This is a genomic window from Microbacterium sp. JZ31, assembly GCF_016805985.1.
In the GTDB taxonomy this organism is placed as follows: Bacteria; Actinomycetota; Actinomycetes; order Actinomycetales; family Microbacteriaceae; genus Microbacterium.
In genome coordinates this window covers 1,998,882-2,019,414 of the sequence record NZ_CP017661.1, presented here as the reverse complement: position 1 = coordinate 2,019,414, position 20,533 = coordinate 1,998,882, and the positions used below count along the sequence as shown (strand labels likewise).

19 protein-coding genes are annotated in these 20,533 nt (G+C 72.4%); 7 read left to right on the top strand and 12 right to left on the bottom strand.

Going from position 1 to position 20,533, the window contains the following annotated elements:
• The first annotated feature begins 17 nt into the window (after nucleotides 1-17).
• From BJP60_RS09670 to BJP60_RS09660, 3 genes are read left to right on the top strand one after another with little or no spacing between them, the layout of a single operon-like run.
• Nucleotides 18-869 carry a hypothetical protein gene (locus BJP60_RS09670; protein WP_238439369.1) on the top strand — a complete coding sequence of 284 codons (852 nt, stop codon included), beginning with the start codon at nucleotides 18-20 and terminating at the stop codon, nucleotides 867-869.
• Between the two features lie 56 nt (nucleotides 870-925).
• A complete protein-coding gene (locus BJP60_RS09665) occupies nucleotides 926-1,663 on the top strand; it encodes an ABC transporter ATP-binding protein (RefSeq protein ID WP_203135567.1) in 738 nt (245 codons plus the stop codon).
• On the top strand, nucleotides 1,660-3,033 hold the full coding sequence (locus BJP60_RS09660; RefSeq protein WP_203135566.1) for an FtsX-like permease family protein: 1,374 nt from the start codon (nucleotides 1,660-1,662) through the stop codon (nucleotides 3,031-3,033). The genes BJP60_RS09665 and BJP60_RS09660 overlap by 4 nt, the downstream gene beginning before the upstream one ends.
• 55 nt (nucleotides 3,034-3,088) lie before the next feature.
• On the opposite strand, the gene BJP60_RS09655 is transcribed toward BJP60_RS09660, so the two are convergent.
• The 11 genes from BJP60_RS09655 to zapE form a co-directional block, all read right to left on the bottom strand.
• On the bottom strand, nucleotides 3,089-3,424 hold the full coding sequence (locus BJP60_RS09655; RefSeq protein ID WP_203135565.1) for a protealysin inhibitor emfourin: 336 nt from the start codon (nucleotides 3,422-3,424) through the stop codon (nucleotides 3,089-3,091).
• A 10-nt stretch (nucleotides 3,425-3,434) separates the two neighbouring features.
• On the bottom strand, nucleotides 3,435-4,571 hold the full coding sequence (locus tag BJP60_RS09650; protein WP_203135564.1) for a M4 family metallopeptidase: 1,137 nt from the start codon (nucleotides 4,569-4,571) through the stop codon (nucleotides 3,435-3,437).
• A 61-nt stretch (nucleotides 4,572-4,632) separates the two neighbouring features.
• Nucleotides 4,633-5,904, bottom strand: coding sequence for a low temperature requirement protein A (locus tag BJP60_RS09645; RefSeq protein ID WP_238439368.1), 1,272 nt, complete (start codon nucleotides 5,902-5,904; stop codon nucleotides 4,633-4,635).
• A 36-nt stretch (nucleotides 5,905-5,940) separates the two neighbouring features.
• Complete coding sequence (locus BJP60_RS09640; protein ID WP_203135563.1) at nucleotides 5,941-7,245, bottom strand: MFS transporter; 1,305 nt, start codon at nucleotides 7,243-7,245, stop codon at nucleotides 5,941-5,943.
• On the bottom strand, nucleotides 7,242-8,336 hold the full coding sequence (locus BJP60_RS09635) for an LOG family protein (RefSeq protein WP_203135562.1): 1,095 nt from the start codon (nucleotides 8,334-8,336) through the stop codon (nucleotides 7,242-7,244). The genes BJP60_RS09640 and BJP60_RS09635 overlap by 4 nt, the downstream gene beginning before the upstream one ends.
• A 27-nt stretch (nucleotides 8,337-8,363) precedes the next feature.
• A complete protein-coding gene (locus BJP60_RS09630; protein ID WP_203135561.1) occupies nucleotides 8,364-9,014 on the bottom strand; it encodes a CoA transferase subunit B in 651 nt (216 codons plus the stop codon).
• 3 nt (nucleotides 9,015-9,017) lie between these two features.
• Nucleotides 9,018-9,803: a CoA transferase subunit A gene (locus BJP60_RS09625; RefSeq protein ID WP_203135560.1), complete on the bottom strand. Its 786-nt coding sequence runs from the start codon at nucleotides 9,801-9,803 to the stop codon at nucleotides 9,018-9,020.
• A complete protein-coding gene (locus BJP60_RS09620) occupies nucleotides 9,800-10,588 on the bottom strand; it encodes a 3-hydroxybutyrate dehydrogenase (protein ID WP_238439367.1) in 789 nt (262 codons plus the stop codon). The genes BJP60_RS09625 and BJP60_RS09620 overlap by 4 nt, the downstream gene beginning before the upstream one ends.
• Nucleotides 10,585-11,979, bottom strand: coding sequence for an MFS transporter (locus BJP60_RS09615; RefSeq protein WP_442923380.1), 1,395 nt, complete (start codon nucleotides 11,977-11,979; stop codon nucleotides 10,585-10,587). Before BJP60_RS09615 ends, BJP60_RS09620 begins: the two co-directional genes overlap by 4 nt.
• A 143-nt stretch (nucleotides 11,980-12,122) precedes the next feature.
• Complete coding sequence (locus BJP60_RS09610) at nucleotides 12,123-13,046, bottom strand: LysR family transcriptional regulator (protein WP_203135558.1); 924 nt, start codon at nucleotides 13,044-13,046, stop codon at nucleotides 12,123-12,125.
• Nucleotides 13,047-13,103: 57 nt separating this feature from the next.
• Nucleotides 13,104-14,171, bottom strand: a complete 1,068-nt coding sequence (gene zapE / locus BJP60_RS09605) for a cell division protein ZapE (protein ID WP_203135557.1) — start codon at nucleotides 14,169-14,171, stop codon at nucleotides 13,104-13,106.
• On the opposite strand from zapE, the gene BJP60_RS09600 reads away from it, so the two are divergent.
• The 4 genes from BJP60_RS09600 to ftsX all read left to right on the top strand — a co-directional run bounded on the left by BJP60_RS09600 (nucleotide 14,171) and on the right by ftsX (nucleotide 19,931).
• Nucleotides 14,171-16,261 carry a RecQ family ATP-dependent DNA helicase gene (locus BJP60_RS09600; RefSeq protein WP_203135556.1) on the top strand — a complete coding sequence of 697 codons (2,091 nt, stop codon included), beginning with the start codon at nucleotides 14,171-14,173 and terminating at the stop codon, nucleotides 16,259-16,261. The genes zapE and BJP60_RS09600 overlap by 1 nt on opposite strands.
• Nucleotides 16,262-16,344: 83 nt before the next feature.
• Nucleotides 16,345-17,751: a sugar porter family MFS transporter gene (locus BJP60_RS09595; RefSeq protein WP_203135555.1), complete on the top strand. Its 1,407-nt coding sequence runs from the start codon at nucleotides 16,345-16,347 to the stop codon at nucleotides 17,749-17,751.
• Nucleotides 17,752-17,880: 129 nt separating this feature from the next.
• Entirely contained in the window at nucleotides 17,881-19,026 is a 1,146-nt protein-coding gene (ftsE, locus tag BJP60_RS09590; RefSeq protein WP_203135554.1) for a cell division ATP-binding protein FtsE, read from the top strand.
• Nucleotides 19,023-19,931, top strand: coding sequence for a permease-like cell division protein FtsX (gene ftsX, locus BJP60_RS09585; protein WP_203135553.1), 909 nt, complete (start codon nucleotides 19,023-19,025; stop codon nucleotides 19,929-19,931). Before ftsE ends, ftsX begins: the two co-directional genes overlap by 4 nt.
• A gap of 103 nt (nucleotides 19,932-20,034) precedes the next feature.
• On the opposite strand, the gene BJP60_RS09580 is transcribed toward ftsX, so the two are convergent.
• Nucleotides 20,035-20,529: a DUF6194 family protein gene (locus BJP60_RS09580; protein WP_203135552.1), complete on the bottom strand. Its 495-nt coding sequence runs from the start codon at nucleotides 20,527-20,529 to the stop codon at nucleotides 20,035-20,037.
• Nucleotides 20,530-20,533: the final 4 nt, after the last annotated feature.

Sequence of the window (20,533 nt, the reverse complement as noted above, 5' to 3'; positions counted from 1 at the left end):
CGACGAGAGACGACCGCGTGCTGCCGGCGACCCGCATCCTCGCCGCCGTCATCATCCCGTTCCTCGTCGTGGCGAGCGTGCTGCTCGTCCTGCTGCCGGGCGAGACCGACGTCACGTTCGCGTGGACGATCCAGCCGCCGCTGACGGCCATGCTCCTCGGCGCGGCCTACGTGGGCGGCATCTGGTTCTTCACGGTGGCGTGCCTCACCCGGGCGTGGCATCACGTGTGGACGGGCTTTCCCGCGGTCGTCGTGTTCGCCGCCCTCCTCGGCATCGCGACGATCCTGCACGTCGACCGCTTCCATGCCGGTCACCCGTCGTTCATCGCATGGGCCGTGCTCTACGCGACGACCCCGTTCGCCGTCCTCGCCGTGCTCCTCGTCAATCGCCGGCGCGACGACGGCCGGCCCGACGCGGTGGACGCCGTGATCCCGCGGACGTGGGCCGTCGCGCTCGCGACCGTGGGAGGGGCCGCGTCGCTCACGGGCCTGGTGCTGTTCGCGCTGCCGCAGCTGCTCATCGGCGGGTGGGGCTGGGCGCTCACGCCGCTGACGGCGCGGGTCGTCGGCGCCGTGCTCACGCTGCCGGGCGTCGTGGGCATCTGGATGCTCGTCGACCGGCGGTGGTCGAGCTTCCGCACGATCATCGCGGCCCAGCTGGCGAGCCTGGCCGTGATGATCGCGGCGCTCGCCGCGCGTGCGGAGGACATCGACTGGACGCGTCCGTCGGCGTGGTTGTTCGCCGCCGCGATCGTGGCTTCCGCGGCGTGCTACGTCGCCTTCTTCCTGACCATGGAGCGCCGGAGGGTCGGACGATCGCGCGGACCTCGTCGTCCGTCGTCGCCGAGCCGATCTACATCCACAGGATGACCCGGATCCCCACCGCGGCCGACGCGGCGGGCGGGGCGGCCGACGAGGCTGGAGGCATGACCTCATCCCTGACCTCACCGGCAACTTCCGCCATCCTGTCCGCGACCGGTCTCGTGAAGAGCTACGGTCCCACCCGCGCACTCGACGGCGTCTCGATCGAGGTGCGCGCGGGAGAGGCCGTCGCCATCATGGGCGCCTCCGGCTCGGGGAAGACCACCCTCCTGCACGTGCTGGCAGGGATCCTCTCCGCCGACCAGGGCGCCGTGACGCTGCAGGGCCGCTCGGGACCCGTCCGCATCGACGGCCTCGGCGAGGGCGAGCGGTCACGGTTGCGACGCGAGGAGTTCGGCTTCGTGTTCCAGCAGGGGCTGCTGATCCCCGAGCTCACCGCCGTCGAGAACGTCGCGCTGCCGCTGCTGCTCACGGGCCATGCCCGGCGCGATGCCGAGGCGCACGCCGCGCAGTGGCTCGCGGCGCTCGGGCTCGCAGGGCTCGAGCAGCGCCGCATCGGCCAGCTGTCGGGCGGCCAGGCGCAGCGCGTCGCGATCGCACGCGCGCAGGCGACCGGCGCGAGGATCCTGTTCGCCGACGAGCCGACCGGCGCGCTCGACTCGGCCACCTCCGCCGACGTCATGACCGCGCTGCTGCACTCGACCCTGAGCCGGGGACACGCGCTCGTCGTCGTCACGCACGACCCGCAGGTCGCCGCCCGATGCACCCGCACGATCCGGATGCAGGACGGCCGGATCACGGGCGACGCGCCCGCGACCGTCACGAGCGAGGTGGCCCGATGACCGCCGTCGTCGCCCCCGCGCCGCCGGCCCCGGCCTCCGGCCGCGCGCCCGTCGTCCGGCTCACGTGGCTGCTCGCACGACCGAGCGCGCAGAGCGGCGCGGCGCTTGTCCTGCCCGCCGTGGCGTTCGCGGTCACGACCGCCCTGCTGCTCGTCGTCCTGGGCGGCGTGCTGATGTTCTGGGGCTGGGACGTCGCGGACCAGCCGGATGCCGGCGTCTACCAGATGCTCAGCGTGATCGCCCTCGCGGTGCTGCTGATCCCGCTCGTCTCGCTGGGCGGTGCCGCCGCACGGCTGTCCGCTCGCCGTCGCGACGACAGGCTCGCGACGCTGCGACTGCTGGGCGCCTCGGCCGGCACGGTCGGCGCCATCACGGTGCTGGAGTCGACCGCCGTCGCGCTGCTGGGGGCGCTCGCCGGCGTGGCGCTGTATCTCGCGCTCATGCCGCTCGTCGGGCTCGTCTCGTTCGGGGGCGCGCCGATCGGAGCGGCCGCGCTGTGGGCCGGCCTCCCCGCCGTCGCCGCCGTGATCGCGGGCGTCGCCGTGCTCGCCGCGATCAGCGCCGCCGTTGGCCTGCGCCAGGTGGTGGTGTCGCCGCTCGGAGTGCGGGCGCGCACCGATGCCCCCAAGCTGCACTGGGTGCGTGTGGTGATCGCGGTGGCCGTCGTCGCGCTCGGCTTCGCGGCGCTCAACATGCCCTCCATCGCGCCCGGCGTCATGGTCGCCTTCCTCATCGCCGGCGTCTTCGGCGCGGGGCTTGCGGTGCTCAACGTGCTCGGCCCCTGGTTGATCGGCGTGTTCGCCCGCGTGCAGCTGCGCCGCGCGAGGACGGCCGCCCAGCTGCTCGCGGCCCGCACGGTGCGCGAGTCGCCGAAGGCGGCGTGGCGGCAGGTCGGCGGCGTCGCGATGACCTCGTTCGTCGCGGTCGTCGCGGGTGCCGGCATGGCTCTCGTCTCGGGTGCGCAGGACGCGCTGATCCTGGCGCGCGACGTGCAGACCGGCGTGCTGCTGACGCTCGTGGTGTCGTTCGCTATGGTCGCCTGCTCGGTGGGCGTGAATCAGGCGGCCGCGATCCTGGATCGCCGCGCGCTGCACGTCGCGCTCGATCGGATCGGCATGCCGCTCGAGGTCGCCGAGTCGGCGCGCACCCGTGCGACCATGGCGCCGCTGCTGTTCACGGTGATCGTGTCGGCGCTGATCGGCGGGGTGCTCGTGCTGCCGCTCGTCGGCATCGCGATGATCATGGCGCCGCTCTCGCTCGGGGTGATCGCCGGGTGCTTCGCCGCCGGGATCGCCGTGGTGTGGCTGGCGGTGCGCGCCACGCGGCCGGTGCTGCGGCGGGTGCTCGCCCAGCCCGACCGCGCGGAGTAGCCCCCCGCCGCGGCGACCGGTTCGTCCTCGTACGCCGGGGCCGGTGCGCCTTCGCCTACGCCTCCGGCGTCGCGCGCGGTCCCGGTCCCGGTCCGGGCGGCGGCCCCGGTTCCGGCGCGGGGGTGCGCTGCGAGCGGTCGCGCACCCGGTCGACGAGGATGCGCCACGGCCCCTCCAGCCCGCGCTCGGGAAGCACGGCCTCGTTCTGCGCCCACGTGATGCGGTAGATGTAGCGGTCGGGCTCGGCCGGCGGCGCGGACGGGGCGTCGTCCCAGGGCAGCGACTCGACGAGCTCCCACCAGTCGCGGCGGTCGGGCTGCTCCTCGATCCGCACCTCCCACGTGACGCGGATGCCGGCGAAGCCGCCCGTCCGCACCACGACCACTCTCATGGCCGCAACGTTAGTCCCGCCGCATCTTCTCCCGCACCCGCCCCGGGCTGACGCCCACGGCGTCCCACGCCTCGGTCACCGCGCGGGCCTCGTCGGAGTCGTCGCCGAACAGCTCGGTCGCGACGACGGACGTCGCGGCCGCGAACTGCACGAACGTGGCGGTCTCGGTGATGCGATCGCCCGTGAGCGTTTCGTACCAGATGCGGCCGGCGCGCTCCCACGCGTGCCCGCCGAGCGCCTCGGCCAGCACGACGAAGGCGCGGTTCGGGATGCCCGAGTTGATGTGCACGCCGCCGTTGTCGTCGCTCGTCTCGACGTAGTCGCGCATGTGGGCGGGCTGCGGATCCTTGCCGAGCACTGGATCGTCGTACGCCGTGCCGGGGGAGCGCATCGAGCGGATCGCCTCACCCCTGACCTTGTCCGTGAAGATCCCGGCGCCGATGAGCCACGTGGCCTCCTGGGCCGTGTGGCCCTGCAGGCGCTGCTCGACGAGTGCGCCGAACACGTCGGAGACGTGCTCGTTCAAAGCGCCGGACTGACCCTGGTAGACGAGGTTCGCCGTGCGCTCGGTGACGCCGTGCGCGAGCTCGTGCCCGATGATGCTGAGGGATCCGGTGAATCCGCGGAAGATCTCGCCGTCGCCGTCTCCGAACACCATGCGGGCACCGTCCCAGAACGCGTTGTCGTAGTGCTCGCCGAAGTGCACCGTGGCGTCCAGCCGCATGCCGGATCCGTCGATGGAGTCGCGCGCGAACGCCTCCCAGAACAGCGCGTAGGTGTGCCCGAGCCCGTCGTAGGCCCGCGTGACCGCGACGTCGCCCGTCTCGGGCTGTCCCTCCGCGCGCACCTGCTCGCCCGGGAGGTCCTCGGTGTTCCTCGCGTCGAAGATCAGCCGATCGGGCGCGCCGGGCTCGGTCGAGCCCGCGACCGGCCGCTGCAGCTCTGGACGCACGGACGGCCGGACGAGACCGGGAACGGTCTCGCCCGAACCGCGGTGCTCGCGGAACGGCCCGTCGATGCCGAGCGTGCGACGAGCGGCCTCCGGGGCGCCGGCGAACGCCTCCTCGTCGAGCTCCGCGATGCGCGCGAGCAGGAACGGGGGCACGATTCCGCGATGGATCGCGGGGGCGGGTCCGGAGGGAGTCATACCAAGATGCTGTCAGCCGGCTCCGACATCTGCGCGTGCTTGCACCGGATGTCCCGCTGCGCTATCCGCGCAGTTCCGCCAGCGCCGCGGCCTGGTGGCGGTGCCCCACCGTCTCGTAGCCGACGATCACGACGACCGGCGCCAGCGCGATGATCCCGATCCCGACGCTCAACGAGGCGCCGGCGGCCACCGCGAGAACGGCGACGACCAGCACGGCGACGGATCCGGCGAACAGCAGCAGGGAGAACGGGCCGAAGCGCCCGAGCAGCACGGCGTGCAGCGCGAACAGGACGAGCAGGAACACCGCGATGGGGACCACGATCGTCGCCAGCGCGGCGACGTCGTCGATGTGCGCGTCGCGCCGGATCGCCACGGCGGCGACATGCAGGCCGGCGCCGGTCGCGGCGAGCGCGGCGAACAGGGCGAGGTGCGCGTAGCCCCACGGGAACGATCGTCCGGGGCGCCGGGCGAGCACGTCGCCGGACGGCATCAGGAAGTAGACCCACCACATGCCGAACGCGAGCGCCATGCCGCCGAAGGCGACCACGCCCGCCGCGAGCGACCAGCCCTCCTCCTCGACGACCGCGGACACCGACAGCACCGTGCCGAGCACGATCTCGCCCAGCGTGATGATGGCGAGCAGCCCGTAGCGCTCGGCGATGTGGTGCGGGTGCCACGGCGTACGGCCGCCGCGGCGCTCCGCCACGACGGGGACGAGCATCTCGGCGGCGGCGAGTGCGAAGAAGAGCGCGACCGCGACGACGAGCGGCGGGTCGATGAAGATCAGCACGATCCAGCCCACCTGCATCAGGCCGACGAGTGCGGCGTAGGTCCGGGCGGTCCGGCGGTGCCGCGGGTCGTGGCGCGCGACGCGCAGCCAGAGCCCGATGCCGGCGACGCGCATCACGACGTAGCCGGCGACGGTCAGGACGTTGTCCAGGTGATGTCCCTCGTCGATCGAGTGGAACATCGGCGGCAGGCCGAGCGCCAGGATGATCACGCCCACCATCTGCACGAACGTCGCGATGCGGAACACGATGTCGTCGTTGTCGAAGGCCGACGCGAGCCACGTGTAGTTGATCCACGCCCATGTCACGCCGAAGACGCCGACCACGAACCCCACGATCGCCGCGCCGAAGTGCCCGAGCTCGAGCAGGTGCGCGGCCTGCGCGCCCGCCTGGCTGAACGCGATCACGAACGTGAGGTCGTACAGCAGTTCGAGGGGCGTCGCGGCCCTGTGCGGTTCGCGCGGGTCGCGTCCGCTCATCCGGCGGAGCCGGTGGTGCAGCGGCGGAAGGGGACGGGGATGCAGCGGCGGCGCGCCAGACGTCATGGCGCCATCGTGCCAGAGCGCGGGCGGCGGCCGGCGTCAGGCGCGGGCGTCGCGGGGCGGCGTGCGCAGGCGGCGGCGTTCGCGCAGGATCATCGCGGCGCCGAGCAGCCACAGCGGGATCTGGGTCGCGAACGCCCAGCGGAAGGCCGCGTCCGTGTAGTGCTCGGGACGCGATGCGCCCTGCAGGTCCATCGCGATGCCGATGAACAGGATCGCGATGAGCGCGGCGAGGAACCCGCCGACGTTCGTGACGCCGGTCGCGGTGCTGAGCCGGTGCGCCGGGTTGTGGGCGCGCGCGAAGTCGAACGCGACCATGGACGCGGGGCCGCCCATCGCGAGCGCCACGACGAGCACGACGAGCAGCCAGACCGGCACGGTCCCCGGCCACAGCAGCACGAGCACCCACACGGCGAGCTGGGCGGCGACGGCGGGCAGCACGAGATAGCGGGAGCGCAGGTGCGGATGCCGCGCCGAGAAGGCGCCCACGACGGGACCCAGCACGATGCCGGCCACGACGTACACGGACGTCACGGCCGCGGCCTGTCCCGTCGACAGCCCCTCGCCGGCCGTGAGGAACGGGATGCCCCACAGCATCACGAACGCGGAGCCGGCGAAGGGCGTGGCGAAGTGCGTCCAGAACGCCAGGCGCGTGCCTGGCTGCGCCCACGCGGCCCGGATGCCCTGCCGCGTGTCGATCGCGCTCGTGACGACCGTGATCGCGCCCGTGTCGGTGTTGACGGAGACGTCTGCCGGCAGCTCCGGCGGGTGGTTGCGCACGAGGGCGGCGATCAGCACCGCGAACAGGATGGCGCCGCCCGCGAGGGCGCCGAACGCGACCTCCCAGGCGGTGGCGTGCAGCAGCAGCGGCAGCGGCACGATCGCGATGACCTGCCCGAGCTGGCCGAAGATGCCGGTGAGCTGCATCATGACCGAGCCGCGCTGCGCCGGGAACCACGTCGCGATCAGCCGCAGCACGCCGGGGAAGATCGCGGCATCTCCCGCGCCGAGCAGCATGCGCGCCGCGATCGCCACGCCGACGGTGGGGGACAGCGCCATCACGACCTGGCCGATCGCCATGAGCACCATGCCGATCGTCATGATGGGTCGCGCGCCCCAGCGGTCCAGCCACAGCCCGACGGGGATCTGCATGAAGCCGTACACCGCGAGCTGCAGCACGGCGAACATCGCGAGCGTGGAGGCGTCGGCGTCGAAGCGATGCTGGGCGTCGACGCCGACGGCGGACAGCGATGTGCGGTTGGTGATCGCGAGCACGTAGCCGAGCACGCCGATCGTCCACACGAGCCACATGCGCCAGGACGGCGCGGGAGCGGGAAGGCTCATGCCACGCCCGCCCGCACGATCGCGGCGGCCTCGTCGACGGTGTCGACCAGGTGGATGTGGGCCTCCATCGCGCGGTCCCGCGCGAGCGCCTGCAGCAGCGGCCACGCGGGCAGCGTCTGCGTCCAGTGCGCGCGGCCGACGAGCACCATGGGGGCGATCGCGTCCTCGGTCGCGTAGTAGTTCTCGCACGCGTCCTGGAAGATCTCCTGCACGGTCCCGCCCGCGCCGGGCAGGAACACGATGCCGGCGTCGCACACCTGCAGCAGGATCGCCTCGCGCAGCGCGTTGCGGAAGTACTTCGCGATCGCGGTCGCGAACAGATTGGGCGGCTCGTGGCCGTAGTGCCACGTGGGCACGCCGAGCGTGTCGGTCGCGGGGACTTCGGCGGTGTCGGCGAGCACGCTGCGGGCGGCCGCGATCCACTCCTCGATCGACGGATGGTAGGACGGCACGGCGGCGAGGGCGGTGAGCGCGCGGTCCAGCACCTCCTCGTCGGCGCGGGCGAGGCGCGCCCCGAGGTTCGCGGCCTCCATCGCGCCCGGGCCGCCGCCGGTGGCGACCGTGAAACCGGCGCCCAGCAGGCGCCCGAGGCGAGCGGCGTCGGCGTATCCGGGCTCTCCGCGGCGCAGCGCGTGGCCGCCCATCACGCCGACGAGCCGGTGTCGCGCGGTCCAGGCCGTGAGGGCGTGATCCACGCCGTCGTCGTGCAGCGCGCGGGCGAGCAGCGCATCCTCGTCACGGCCCTGCGACCAGGCGTAGGCGCGCCCGTCGAGCGTGCGCCGGTAGGCCGCGTCGTCGTACAGCTCGTCGGCCGTGTAGAGCTCGTCCCGGTGCGCGTCGACGGGGACGGCGTCGACGGCGGGCAGCACGAGCGCGCCGCGCGCGGCGTGCAGCTCGGCGTCCCCCGGAGCGAACGTGCATCCCGCGAAGGTCGTGCGCGACGTGTCGCGTCCGGCGAGCGCCTGCGAGCGGTCGCGCAGGTCGAGTCCGACGATCCGCCAGCCCCGCAGCCGGCGCGCTCCCTGCGCGAGCCGGCGATCCAGCTCGGCGAGCGACTCGATCGTGACGATTCGTCCCTGGCGCTGCCTCATATGGATCGAGTCTGCCCGATCGCGCCCTCAGGTCCGGACGGGCTCCTCCGCGACCCGCAGCTCCGGCTCGGTCGCGCGGCGCACCTCGTCCACGCTCACGCCCGGTGCCGTCTCCCGCAGGAGCAGTCCCTCGGGGGTCACATCGATCACCGCGAGATCCGTGATGATCCTGTCCACGACGCCCTTGCCCGTCAGGGGGAGCGAGCACGCGTTCAGGATCTTCGGAGAGCCGTCTCGCGCGACGTGCTCCATCAGCACGATCACGCGCGCGGCGCCGTGCACGAGGTCCATCGCCCCGCCCATGCCCTTGACCATCTTCCCCGGGATCATCCAGTTCGCGATGTCTCCCGTCGCGGACACCTGCATGGCCCCGAGGATCGCGGCGTCGACCTTGCCGCCGCGGATCATGCCGAAGGACAGGGCGGAGTCGAACACGGCCGCGCCCGGCAGCAGCGTCACGGTCTCCTTCCCCGCGTTGATGAGATCCGGATCGACCTCGTCCTCCGTCGGATACGGGCCCACACCCAGCAGGCCGTTCTCCGACTGCAGCACGAGGTGTCGCCCGGCCGGCACGTGGTTCGGCACGAGCGTCGGCAGCCCGATGCCGAGGTTGACGTACATGCCGTCCTCGAGCTCGCGCGCCGCGCGCGCGGCCATCTCGTCGCGTGTCAGCACCATGTCTCAGCCCTCCGATCCGGTCGCGGCTTCGCGCACCGTGCGCCGCTCGATCCGCTTCTCGATGTCCGTGCCGACCTCGACCACGCGGTGCACGAACACGCCGGGCAGGTGGATCTGGTCGGGATCCAGCTCGCCGGGTTCGACCAGCTCCTCGACCTGCGCGACGCACACGGCGCCGGCCATCGCCGCGAGCGGCGAGAAGTTGCGCGCCGACCTGTTGAACACCAGGTTGCCGTGCCGGTCGCCGCGCAGCGCGTGCACGAGCGCGAAGTCGGTGCGGATCGCCTCCTCCAGCACGTACTCGTGCGCGCCGAACGCCCGCACCTCCTTGGACGGGCTGGCCAGCGCGATGCCGCCCGCCCCGTCGTAGCGCAGGGGCAGTCCGCCCTCGGCGACCTGCGTGCCGACGCCCGTGCGGGTGAAGAACGCGGCGATGCCGGATCCGCCCGCCCGCAGCTTCTCGGCGAGCGTTCCCTGCGGCGTGAGCTCGACCTCCAGCTCGCCCGCGAGGAACTGCCGCTCGAACTCCTTGTTCTCGCCCACGTACGACGCCGTCATCCGGCGGATGCGCCGCGCCTGCAGCAGCACGCCGAGTCCCCAATCGCCGACCCCGCAGTTGTTGCTGACGACCGACAGGTCGCTCGCGCCCTGCGCGAGCAGCGCGTCGATCAGCGCCATGGGGGTCCCGCACAGGCCGAAGCCTCCCACCGCGATGCTCGCGCCGTCGGGGATGTCGGCGACCGCCGCGTCGGGTGTCGCGACGACCTTGTCCAGACCGGTTCCGCTCATTTCGCCGACCACCCTCCGTCCATCGCCCATGATGCGCCCGATACCATATCGCCGTCCGGACCCGTCAGCCACCCGACGAGCGAGGCGACCTCGCGCGGTTCGAGCAGGCGCTTGACGGCGGCTTCGCGGAGCAGGATGTCCTCGATCACGTCCTCCTCGGCGGCACCGTGCACGGCGGCCTGGTCGGCGATCTGCTTCTCCACGAGCGGGGTGCGCACGTAGCCGGGGTTGATGCACACGCTCGTGACGCCCTTGGGGCCGCCCTCGAGAGCCGTCACCTTGCTGAGACCCTCGAGACCGTGCTTGGCCGACACGTAGGCGCTCTTGAACGGGGACGCGACGAGGCCGTGCACGCTCGAGATGTTGACGATCCGCCCCCAGCCCCGCGCGTACATGTGCGGCAGCGCTGCGCGCACGAGCAGGAACGGCGCGATCAGCATGATCGCGTGGATGCGCCGGAACGCGTCGGGCTCGAACTCCTCGATCGGGCTGACCCGCTGGATGCCGGCGTTGTTGACGAGCACGTCGACGTCCAGACGCAGGTCGTCGAGGGCCGGGCTGTCGGCGAGGTCGACCTGCCACGCCGTACCGCCGATCTCGGCCGCGACCGACTCGGCCGCGTCGGCCGCGATGTCGGCGACCGTGACGTGCGCGCCCCGCGCGGCGAGCTCGCGCGCGATGGCGGCGCCGATCCCGGACCCGCCGCCCGTGACGAGTGCCTTCCGGCCGGACAGCGTCTGCTCGAGCGGGCGCTCGCCGCGGTCCGTGCTGATCGCGTCGCTCACGCGGTCGTCACCTCGTCGCGCTCGGACGCGCGCGTCTGCGCGGCGTCGATCGCATCGAGCTCCTCGAGCGCGGTGCCCTTGGTCTCGCGGAGCGTCAGCACGACGCCGGCCGTGATGAGGCCCGCGACGCCGAGGTAGATCGCGGTATAGAGCCAGGAGCCGGTGTCCTTGAGCCACTGGGTCGCGAGCAGCGGCGCGAGCGATCCGGCGAAGATCGAGGTCACCTGGTACGAGATCGAGATGCCCGAATAGCGCATGCGGGTCGGGAACATCTCCGACATGATGGCGGGCTGCGACGCGTACATCAGGGCGTGGATCGCGAGGCCGGCGATGAGCGCCAGCAGGATCAGCCCGTCGACCTTGGTGTCGAGCAGCGGGAACGCCCAGAAGCCCCACGTGGCGCCGAGCAGCGCGCCCGCCAGGTACACGGGCTTGCGGCCCGCGCCGTCGGCGAGACGCCCGACGAGCAGGATCACGACGAAGTGGCTCGCATGCGCGATCGCGATGAGCGTGAGCAGCGGACCTCTCTCCATGCCCTGGTCCTCCGTCAGGTACACGATCGAGAACGTCACGACGAGGTAGTACATGATGTTCTCCGCGAAGCGCAGTCCCATGCCCTTCAGCACGCCGACCGGGCGCTTCTTGAGCACCTCGACGATGCCGAAGCCCATCGCCTTGTCGTGCGCCTGCTCGGCGCGCGCGGCCTCGAAGACCGGCGCCTCCGACACCGTGCGGCGGATCCAGTAGCCGACCAGCACGACGACGGCCGAGAGCCAGAACGCCACGCGCCAGCCCCACGCCATGAACGCCTCGTCCGACAGCACGTTCGCCATCAGGGTCAGCACGAGCGTGGCCAGCAGGTTGCCGACCGGGACGGCCGCCTGCGGCCAGGCCGCCCACGTCGCGCGGCGCGCGGCGGGCGCGTGCTCGGCGACGAGCAGCACGGCGCCGCCCCACTCGCCCCCGAGTGCGAGGCCCTGCACGAAGCGCAGCACGACGAGGAGGATCGGCGCGGCGACGCCGATCTGCTGGTACGTGGGCAGGCAGCCCATCAGCACGGTCGCGACGCCGATCAGCATGATCGTGAGCTGCAGCGTGTGCTTGCGGCCCAGGCGGTCGCCGATGTGGCCGAACACGATGCCGCCCAGCGGGCGGGCGAGGAAGCCGATCGCGTAGGTGACGAACGCGGCGATGATCGCGTCGTAGACGTTGCCCATCTCGGGCAGCAGCACCTTCGAGAACACCAGCGCCGAGGCCGTGGCGTAGAGAAAGAAGTCGTACCACTCGACGATGGTCCCCGCCATCGAGGCGGCGACGATCTTGCGGAGCACCGAGGGCTCGGTGCCGGACTGCGTGGGCGCCGCGGCGCCGGGTGACTGGCTCATCGCCATCGCTTCCCTTCGTGATGTCGTCATTGACACCGGCGCCGTCCACTTCGGCGGCGCAGGACGTGAGCGAGTGTGTCAGCCGCCTCGCTGTGCACGCAACGCGCATTGCGGCACAGCGCATGTGCGAGAACGCACATCGGTCGGGATCAGGACAAGCGACCGAGTCCGAGCAGAGCGTCGCGCTGCGCGGCCATCTGCCGCCGCAGCTCGGCGAGCAGCGCTGCGACGGCCGGGCGCCGCCACGACTCCGGCGCGACGACCGCGTGATACGGCAGGCGGTCGCGCACTTCCGCCGGGAGCAGGCGCACGAGGTCGGGATGACGGTCGGCGACGAAGCACGGCAGGATGCCGAGCCCGGCGCCCGCCCGCGTCGCCTCGACGTGCACGAACACGTTCGTCGAGGTCAGCGCGTCGCGCATGCCCGGCAGCAGGCGGCGCGGCAGGTCGAGGTCGTCGACCTGCAGCATCGAGTCGACGAAGTACACGAGGCCGTGCGCGGCGGCCGCCGCGGCCGAGTCGGGCGCTCCGTGGCGGGCGAGGTAGTCGCGCGAGGCGTACAGGCCGAGCTCGTACTCGCCGAGGCGCAGCGAGCGACCGCGGTTCACCTGCGGCGTGCCGACCACGACCTCGATGTCGACGCCCGAGCGGTGCTGCACCGCGCGGCGCGTCAGCGTGACGATTTCGACCGTGAGGTGCGGGTGCTCCTCGCGCAGCGTCGCGACCGCGGGAGCCGCGATCAGGGCGGCGAAGCCGTCCGTGGTGGTCATGCGCACGACGCCCGTCACGGGGTCCGCGAGGCCCTCGCCGTCCGTGAGTCGTTCGAGCGCGGCCGCCACGCCTTCCGCCGCGCGCGCCGCCCGTTCGCCGAGCGGCGTGAGCGCCCAGCCGTCAGAGCCGCGCAGCAGCAGCCGCCCGCCGAGCGCGGCCTCGAGGGCGGCGATGTTGCGGCTCACGGTCGTGTGCGTGAGCCCGAGGGATTGCGCCGCGGTCGTGAACCGGCCCGTGCGGGCCACCTCGAGCAGCACGAGCAGCTGATCCGCCGACGGCGCGGCACTGGGCGATGCGGACACGGCGACACGCTACCGGCCCCGGTCGCGCGGGTGCGACGGCGCCGCGCCCCAGCGGCGTCAGCCCGCGCGGTGCAGCGACCGCAGCCGGCTGAGGGTGCGGGCGAGGTCGAGCGGCGGCACGGGCGCCTGCGCGAGCGCCTCGAGCGGGCCCGCCGCGTGGAAGTCGATGCGCACGCCCCGGTCGGCCGCGACGTCGACGAGGTTCGCGAAACGCTGCGCGGACGACGCCGCCAGCCGCTCGAGGGGCGGCACCGTCAGGATGCGCCACCGGCCCCGGAGGTCGGCGAGCCGCGCGTAGTCGGCCGCGCCGAGCGGCTGCTCGCACACGTCCGCGAAGGTCGCATGCAGGGTGACCTCGTCGAGGTCGCGCACGACGATGTCGCGCTCGCCGCGGATCACGTGCGTCCCGCTCGGGGCGCCCTCCGCCGATCCGGTGATCCACGATCCGGCTGCGAAGCCGCCCGTGCCGCCGTGCTCGCGGTGATCCGCGCCGCCGTCGACCTCGATCACGTCGAAGTGCGCGCGGATGGCGGCGATGGCCGGCGCGAACATGCCGTGGAACAGCGGGTTCGGCAGCAGCTGCTCCGGCGCGTAGTTCGAGGTCACGACGATCGCGATGCCGCGGGCGAGCAGGGCATCCAGCAGGCGGCGCACGAGCACGCCGTCCGCGACGTCGTGCACGTGGAACTCGTCGAAGCACAGCAGCTCGAGCCCGCCCACGAGCTCGTCGAGCGCGGCTTCCAGGTCGTGCCCGTGACGGAAGATCGCGGCGTGCAGCGCGGGAAAGAACTCGTGGAAGTGCACCCGGCGCTTGTGCGGCGTGCCCGCGGCCGCGAACGCGACGTCCATGAGCCAGGTCTTGCCGCGACCCGCCGGTCCGTGCAGGTACGCGCGAGACGCGCGGGGGACAGGATGCGCGCGATCGCGCGGCGCTGTGCGTCGTCGGGCGCGAAGCCCGCGGCGGCCGCGGCGTCCTCGAAGGTCCCGCGGCTCAGTGCCGCGAACGGTGCGGCGACGGACGTCCCCGCGGCGGGGTCGGCGGACGGCGGGCGGAGCATCCTCTCCAGTCTGCCGCAGGGCCCTCGACGTCCGGCCGTGTCCGCGGCGGATGCGAGGCTGGAGCAATGACCGACGCGCTGCGCACCTCCGCCCTCGACGCCCTCCGCCGTCTCGTCGGTCGCGACGACGCCGAGTTCCACGACGGCCAGTACGAGGCGATCGAGGCGCTCGTGGGCGGACGGCGCCGTGCTCTCGTCGTACAGCGGACCGGATGGGGCAAGTCGGCCGTGTACTTCGTGGCGACCCGCCTGCTGCGCGATCAGGGGGCCGGCCCGACCATCCTGGTCTCGCCCCTGCTCGCGCTGATGCGCGACCAGATCGCGGCGGCCGAGCGGGCGGGCGTGCGCGCCGTCGCCATCAATTCGACGAACGCGCACGAATGGGGCGAGGTGCTCGCCCGGCTCGACGCGGACGAGGTCGACGTGCTGCTCGTCTCACCCGAGCGGCTCAACAACCCGACCTTCCGCGACGAGCAGCTTCCCGCGCTGGTGCGCCGGATCGGGATGCTCGTCGTCGACGAGGCGCACTGCATCAGCGACTGGGGTCACGACTTCCGTCCCGACTACCGGCGCCTGCGCGACCTCATCGCGCAGATGCCGGCGTCCGTGCCGGTGCTCGCCACGACCGCGACCGCCAACAGCCGCGTGGTGGCCGACGTCGTGGACCAGCTGGGCACCGAGGGTGTCACGACCATCCGCGGCCCGCTCGCGCGGCGGTCGCTGCGGCTGGGCGTGCTGCGGCTGCCGGATGCCACGGCCCGGCTCGCGTGGCTGCTGAGCCACCTCGACGAGCTTCCCGGCTCGGGCATCATCTACACGCTCACGGTGGCGGCCGCGGTCGACACCGCGCGCCTGCTGCGCGAGCACGGCCACGAGGTGCGCGCCTACACCGGCCAGAGCGACGCGGACGAGCGCGCCGAGTCGGAGGCGATGCTCAAGCGCAACGAGGTCAAGGCGCTCGTCGCGACCAGCGCGCTCGGCATGGGCTTCGACAAGCCCGACCTCGGCTTCGTGCTGCACCTCGGCGCGCCGTCGTCACCGGTCGCGTACTACCAGCAGGTCGGTCGCGCCGGCCGCGCGACCGACTCGGCCGACGTCGTGCTGCTTCCCGGCACCGAGGACAGGGACATCTGGCACTACTTCGCGACTGCGTCGATGCCCGATCGCGACCGTGCCGAGCGCGTCCTGACCGCCCTCGCGGGCTCGGCGGGTCCGCTGTCCACGGCCGCGCTCGAGGCGATCGTCGACATCCGCCGCACGCCGCTCGAGCTGCTGCTGAAGGTGCTCGACGTCGACGGGGCCGTGCGGCGGGAGAAGGGCGGATGGGTCGCGACGGGCGTCGACTGGGCGTACGACGCCGAGCGCTACGAGCGCATCGCCGCCGAGCGCCGCGCGGAGCAGGACGACATGGTCGCGTACGAGCAGACGACGGGGTGCCGGATGGAGTTCCTCCAGCGCCGCCTCGACGACGACACCGCAGCCCCGTGCGGCCGCTGCGACAACTGCGCGGGGGCCTGGCTGACGACCGAACTCGGAGCGGAGGTCGCCGCGTCGGCCGCGTCGGCACTCGACCGCGTGGGCGTGCCGATCGAGGCGCGCCGCCAGTGGCCGTCCGGGCTCGACCGTCTCGGCCTGCCGCTCAAGGGCCGGATCCCGGCGGAGGAGCAGGCGTCCGAGGGGCGCGCGCTCGCGCGCCTGACCGACCTCGGCTGGGGCGGCGCCCTGCGTGAGCTCTTCCGCGCGGGTGCGCCCGACCAGGAGGTGCCGCCGCGGATGTTCGAGGCGTGCGTGCGCGTGCTCGCCGACTGGGGCTGGGAGGAGCGGCCCGTGGCGGTCGCGGCCGTCCCGTCGCGCACGCGGCCACGCCTTGTGCGCTCGCTCGCGCACGGCCTCGCGGACATCGGCCGGCTCGCTCACCTGGGCGAGCTCACGCTCGATCCCGCGGCGCCCGCCGGGCGGCCGGGCGGCAACAGCGCCTTCCGCGTGGCCGACCTGCACGGACGGCTCGACGCGGCGGAACTGCAGGTGCCCGCGGGGCCGGTGCTGCTCGTGGACGACCTCGCCGACAGCCGCTGGACCCTCACTCTGGCGGCCCGCGAGCTGCGGCGTGCCGGGGCGACGGCGGTGCTGCCGTTCGTGCTCGCGCTGCGCAGTTGATCGCGGCTTGCACACGGCGGGTGTCCAGGCAAGCCCCCGGCCCGATTGCCTCCCACTGAGGGGGAGTGCTTACGCTCGAAGTTATGACGGACACGGCATACCGGCGCGTCAACGCGCGCGTCACGGGAATCGCGATCGCCGCAGCACTGGGCGGCTTCCTGTTCGGCTTCGACACGGCCGTCATCAACGGCGCCGTGGATGCGCTCGCGGGGGAGTTCGCACTCGACGCGGCGCTGAAGGGCTTCGCGGTGTCGAGCGCTCTGCTCGGCTGCGCCGTGGGCGCGTGGTTCGCCGGCTCCATGGCGAACCGGTGGGGTCGTGTGCCGGTGATGATCACGGCGGCGGTGCTGTTCCTGATCTCCGCCATCGGCTCGGGCATCGCGTTCGGCGTGGTGGACCTGATCGTCTGGCGCGTGATCGGCGGTCTGGGCGTCGGAGCGGCGTCGGTGATCGCGCCCGCGTACATAGCAGAGGTGTCGCCCGCGCACATCCGCGGGCGTCTCGGATCCCTGCAGCAGCTCGCGATCGTCCTCGGCATCTTCGCCGCCCTGCTGTCGAACGCGCTGCTCGCCGGGGTGTCCGGCGGTGCCGCCGAGGTGCTGTGGCTGGGTCTGCCCGCGTGGCGCTGGATGTTCATGATCGAGGCGATCCCCGCGATCGTCTACGGCGTGATGGCGCTGCGCCTGCCGGAATCGCCGCGGTATCTCGTGCTGCGCCGCGAGTACGACAAGGCGTCCCAGGTGCTGCTCGACTTCACGGGCGAGAAGGACACGAACCTCAAGATCCAGCAGATCCGCGACTCGCTCGAGTCGGAGCAGAAGGAGTCGTTCCGCGACATCCTGGGGCCGGCGCTGGGGCTCAAGCCGATCGTCTGGGTCGGCATCCTGCTGTCGGTGTTCCAGCAGTTCGTCGGCATCAACGTGATCTTCTACTACTCGACGACGCTGTGGCGCTCGGTGGGCTTCGATGAGTCCAGCGCGCTGCTGACCTCGGTCATCACGTCCGTGACGAACATCCTCGTCACCATCGTCGCGATCGTCCTGGTGGACCGCGTGGGGCGCCGGAGGATGCTGCTGGTCGGCTCCGTCATCATGACGGTCGCGCTCGCGGCGATGGCCGTCGCCTTCTCGTTCGCCGAGCTCGTCACGCAGGATGGCGCCACGACCGCCGAGCTCGAGGCGCCGTGGTCGGTCATCGCCCTCGTCGGCGCGAACCTGTTCGTCGTCGGCTTCGGTGCGACGTGGGGACCGATCGTGTGGGTGCTGCTGGGCGAGATGTTCCCCAACCGGATCCGCGCGAGCGCGCTGGCCGTCGCCGCGGCCGCGCAGTGGGTCGCGAACTTCGCGATCTCCACGACCTTCCCCGTGCTCAGCGGCATCGGGCTGACGTTCGCCTACGGCTTCTACGCGCTGTGCGCGGCCGCCTCGTTCGTCTTCGTGTGGTGGAAGGTGCGCGAGACCAAGGGCATGGAGCTGGAGGACATGCACTGATCCGCCACGCGCGAGCGGACGGTGCGATCACCGTCATCCGCTGAGACCGGTGCCCATGACGGCACCGGTCTCGGTGGATCGGGTGTCGCTCCGTGGCTCGCGAGAGGCGGCGCTTAGTCTCGGTACGCCATGATCCGGTTCGAACACGTCACCAAGCGATACCGGGGGACCGCGACGCCGGCCCTCGACGATGTCGACTTCGAAGTCCAGCGCGGGGAGTTTGTCTTCCTCGTCGGCGCATCGGGATCGGGCAAGTCCTCCTGCCTGCGCCTGATCCTGCGGGAGGACACCCCGAGCGACGGCCGCGTGGTCGTGCTCGGCCGCGACACGAAGACGCTCTCCCACCGCCGCACGCCGTACTTCCGGCGCCACATCGGCTCGGTCTTCCAGGACTTCCGCCTGCTGCCGGCGAAGACCGTCTTCCAGAACGTCGCGTTCACGCTGCAGGTGATCGGGTCGTCGCGCGCCTTCATCCGGCAGGCCGTGCCCGAGGCGCTCGAGCTCGTCGGCCTCGCGGACAAGGCCAAGCGGCTGCCGCACGAGCTGTCGGGCGGCGAGCAGCAGCGCGTCGCGATCGCGCGCGCCCTCGTCAACCGCCCGCAGGTGCTGCTCGCCGATGAGCCGACCGGAAACCTCGATCCTGCCACGTCGGTGGACATCATGATGCTGCTCGAGCGCATCAACGCCTCGGGCACCACGATCCTGTGCGCGACGCACGAGGCGACGTTCGTCGACCAGATGCAGCGCCGCGTGATCGAGCTCAAGGACGGGAAGCTCGTGCGCGACGAGCGGCACGGCGGCTACGGCGACCGGTCGCACGTCAAGACGCTCGAGCCGCAGGTCGAGCGCGGCGCCGCCGCGGTCGCGGCCCTCACGGCCGTGCTCGAGCTGCAGCGCGAGGTCACGAGCAACCCGACCGGCGTCGTCGAGCCGCTCCGGACGGACGCCGCCGAGGCACCCGCTCTCGCCGACGTGCCCGTCGTCGCGGCGGCCGTGGACGCCGAGCCCGCTCCCGAGGCGGTCGAGGTCGCGCGCGAGGAGCTGTTCGCCGACCTGATGGCCGACGACCCTGGCCCCGGCGAGCCCGATCCGTTCCCGCAGGAGCCGTCGAGCGGCGAGGACGTGGTGCCGCAGGGCGCCTTCGCCGACGAGTCGGGGGAGCAGCCCGCGGCGGACGAGACCGCGCAGCGCGGGCCGCTGCACATGGAGGAGCTGGGCATGGCGGATCGCCTCGGCCTGCGCTCGCGCGACGACGAGGTGGGTCCGACGTCATGAGAGTGGGACTGATCCTGTCGGAGGTGCTGACGGGCCTCCGGCGCAACGCGTCGATGGTCGTGTCGGTCATCCTGGTGACCTTCGTGTCGCTCACATTCGTGGGCGCGGCCATCCTGATGCAGGCGCAGATCGCGACGATGCGCGACTACTTCCAGGACCGCGCGCAGGTCGACGTGTACATGTGCTCTCCCATTTCGAACACCGAGACCTGCACGGGCGGTGCCGCCACGGAGGAGCAGATCGCGGCGGTGCAGAGCGAGCTGCAGGGGCAGACGCTCTCACCGCTGATCCAGGAGGCCTCGTTCGAGACGCCCGCCGAGGCGTATCAGGCCCTGGTGGAGAACCTGCCGGATCTCGCGGGCGTGCTGACCGAGGAGCAGACGAACGCGGTCTTCCACATCAACCTGCTCGACCCGACGCGATCGGATGTGATCGTCGAGGCGTTCAACGGCGAGGAGGGCGTCGAGCAGATCACCGACCAGCTCGAGTACCTGGATCCGCTGTTCTCCGCGCTGACGATCGCGACATACATGGCGGTCGGGATCGCGGGCCTGATGCTGATCTCCGCCGTGCTGCTGATCGGCACGACCATCCGGCTGTCGGCGTACGCGCGGCGCCGAGAGGTCGGGATCATGCGCCTCGTCGGTGCGTCGAACCGGTTCATCCAGACGCCGTTCGTGCTGGAGGGCGTCGTCGCGGCGCTGATCGGATCGCTGCTGGCGAGCGGCGCCGTGCTGCTCGGCGTCAGGTTCGGCGTCGAGGGCTATCTGACCGAGCGGATGAGCACCATCCCGTGGGTTGGGATGGGCGAGGCGTTCCTCGTCGTGCCCGCGATCGTCCTGATCGGCGTCGTGCTCGCGGCACTGTCGGCCGGCTTCGCCATCCGGCGCTGGCTGCGCGCCTAGCCGCGCCGGTGGTCTGGCGGTTCGCGGTACTGCGCACCGCCGACGCGGGCCGCGCGTGCCGCGGCATCGACAGCGACGTTGTCGCGGTCGCCTACCGACGCCGTCAAGGGCACTCGTTCCGGGAGGCGGCGCTCCGGCTCCGCCGGCGCTCAACTCGCCGACGATCGGCCTGATACGCGCGTCGAAGGGCTTCCCTCGCGGGCCCGATCGTCGCGCGACCCGGATTCACGACGCATATCCACCCGTAAGCGCCATACAGGGGGTGCGGCAGGAACACGTCGGCGGCGGCGTAGTCCACACGGGACCCATCGATCTGTTCGGGCGGGTATCCGAGGAGCTCCGTGAAGAGCTGCGGACCGACGTGAATGTTCAGGCGCCAGCGTTCCTCGGCACCGAGACGAGACTGCGCGTCGTCCGGGTAATCCTTGGTCGTGATCGTCGCGTACGGTTGCCGGTTCCGCGGAACCCGCCCGTCCGGGGCGTAATAGAAGAAGTGGTCGCCCCACGAGACCTCGGGCTGCTCGCTTCCCGGCGAGGGCGCGAGCTCGAGGAGACCGTCGTGGGTTCGGATCTCTGACAGGATCTGCTGCAAGGACATGGTT

What these genes read in the sequence shown, in the direction of transcription:
- BJP60_RS09665 (WP_203135567.1), top strand. Translation starts at nt 926, where the DNA reads ATGACCTCATCCCTGACCTCACCGGCAACTTCCGCCATCCTGTCCGCG.
- BJP60_RS09660 (WP_203135566.1), top strand. Translation starts at nt 1,660, where the DNA reads ATGACCGCCGTCGTCGCCCCCGCGCCGCCGGCCCCGGCCTCCGGCCGC.
- BJP60_RS09655 (WP_203135565.1), bottom strand. Translation starts at nt 3,424, where the DNA reads ATGAGAGTGGTCGTGGTGCGGACGGGCGGCTTCGCCGGCATCCGCGTC.
- BJP60_RS09650 (WP_203135564.1), bottom strand. Translation starts at nt 4,571, where the DNA reads ATGACTCCCTCCGGACCCGCCCCCGCGATCCATCGCGGAATCGTGCCC.
- BJP60_RS09645 (WP_238439368.1), bottom strand. Translation starts at nt 5,904, where the DNA reads ATGACGTCTGGCGCGCCGCCGCTGCATCCCCGTCCCCTTCCGCCGCTG.
- BJP60_RS09640 (WP_203135563.1), bottom strand. Translation starts at nt 7,245, where the DNA reads ATGAGCCTTCCCGCTCCCGCGCCGTCCTGGCGCATGTGGCTCGTGTGG.
- BJP60_RS09635 (WP_203135562.1), bottom strand. Translation starts at nt 8,336, where the DNA reads ATGAGGCAGCGCCAGGGACGAATCGTCACGATCGAGTCGCTCGCCGAG.
- BJP60_RS09630 (WP_203135561.1), bottom strand. Translation starts at nt 9,014, where the DNA reads ATGGTGCTGACACGCGACGAGATGGCCGCGCGCGCGGCGCGCGAGCTC.
- BJP60_RS09625 (WP_203135560.1), bottom strand. Translation starts at nt 9,803, where the DNA reads ATGAGCGGAACCGGTCTGGACAAGGTCGTCGCGACACCCGACGCGGCG.
- BJP60_RS09615 (WP_442923380.1), bottom strand. Translation starts at nt 11,979, where the DNA reads ATGGCGATGAGCCAGTCACCCGGCGCCGCGGCGCCCACGCAGTCCGGC.
- BJP60_RS09600 (WP_203135556.1), top strand. Translation starts at nt 14,171, where the DNA reads ATGACCGACGCGCTGCGCACCTCCGCCCTCGACGCCCTCCGCCGTCTC.
- BJP60_RS09595 (WP_203135555.1), top strand. Translation starts at nt 16,345, where the DNA reads ATGACGGACACGGCATACCGGCGCGTCAACGCGCGCGTCACGGGAATC.
- ftsE (WP_203135554.1), top strand. Translation starts at nt 17,881, where the DNA reads ATGATCCGGTTCGAACACGTCACCAAGCGATACCGGGGGACCGCGACG.
- ftsX (WP_203135553.1), top strand. Translation starts at nt 19,023, where the DNA reads ATGAGAGTGGGACTGATCCTGTCGGAGGTGCTGACGGGCCTCCGGCGC.
- BJP60_RS09580 (WP_203135552.1), bottom strand. Translation starts at nt 20,529, where the DNA reads ATGTCCTTGCAGCAGATCCTGTCAGAGATCCGAACCCACGACGGTCTC.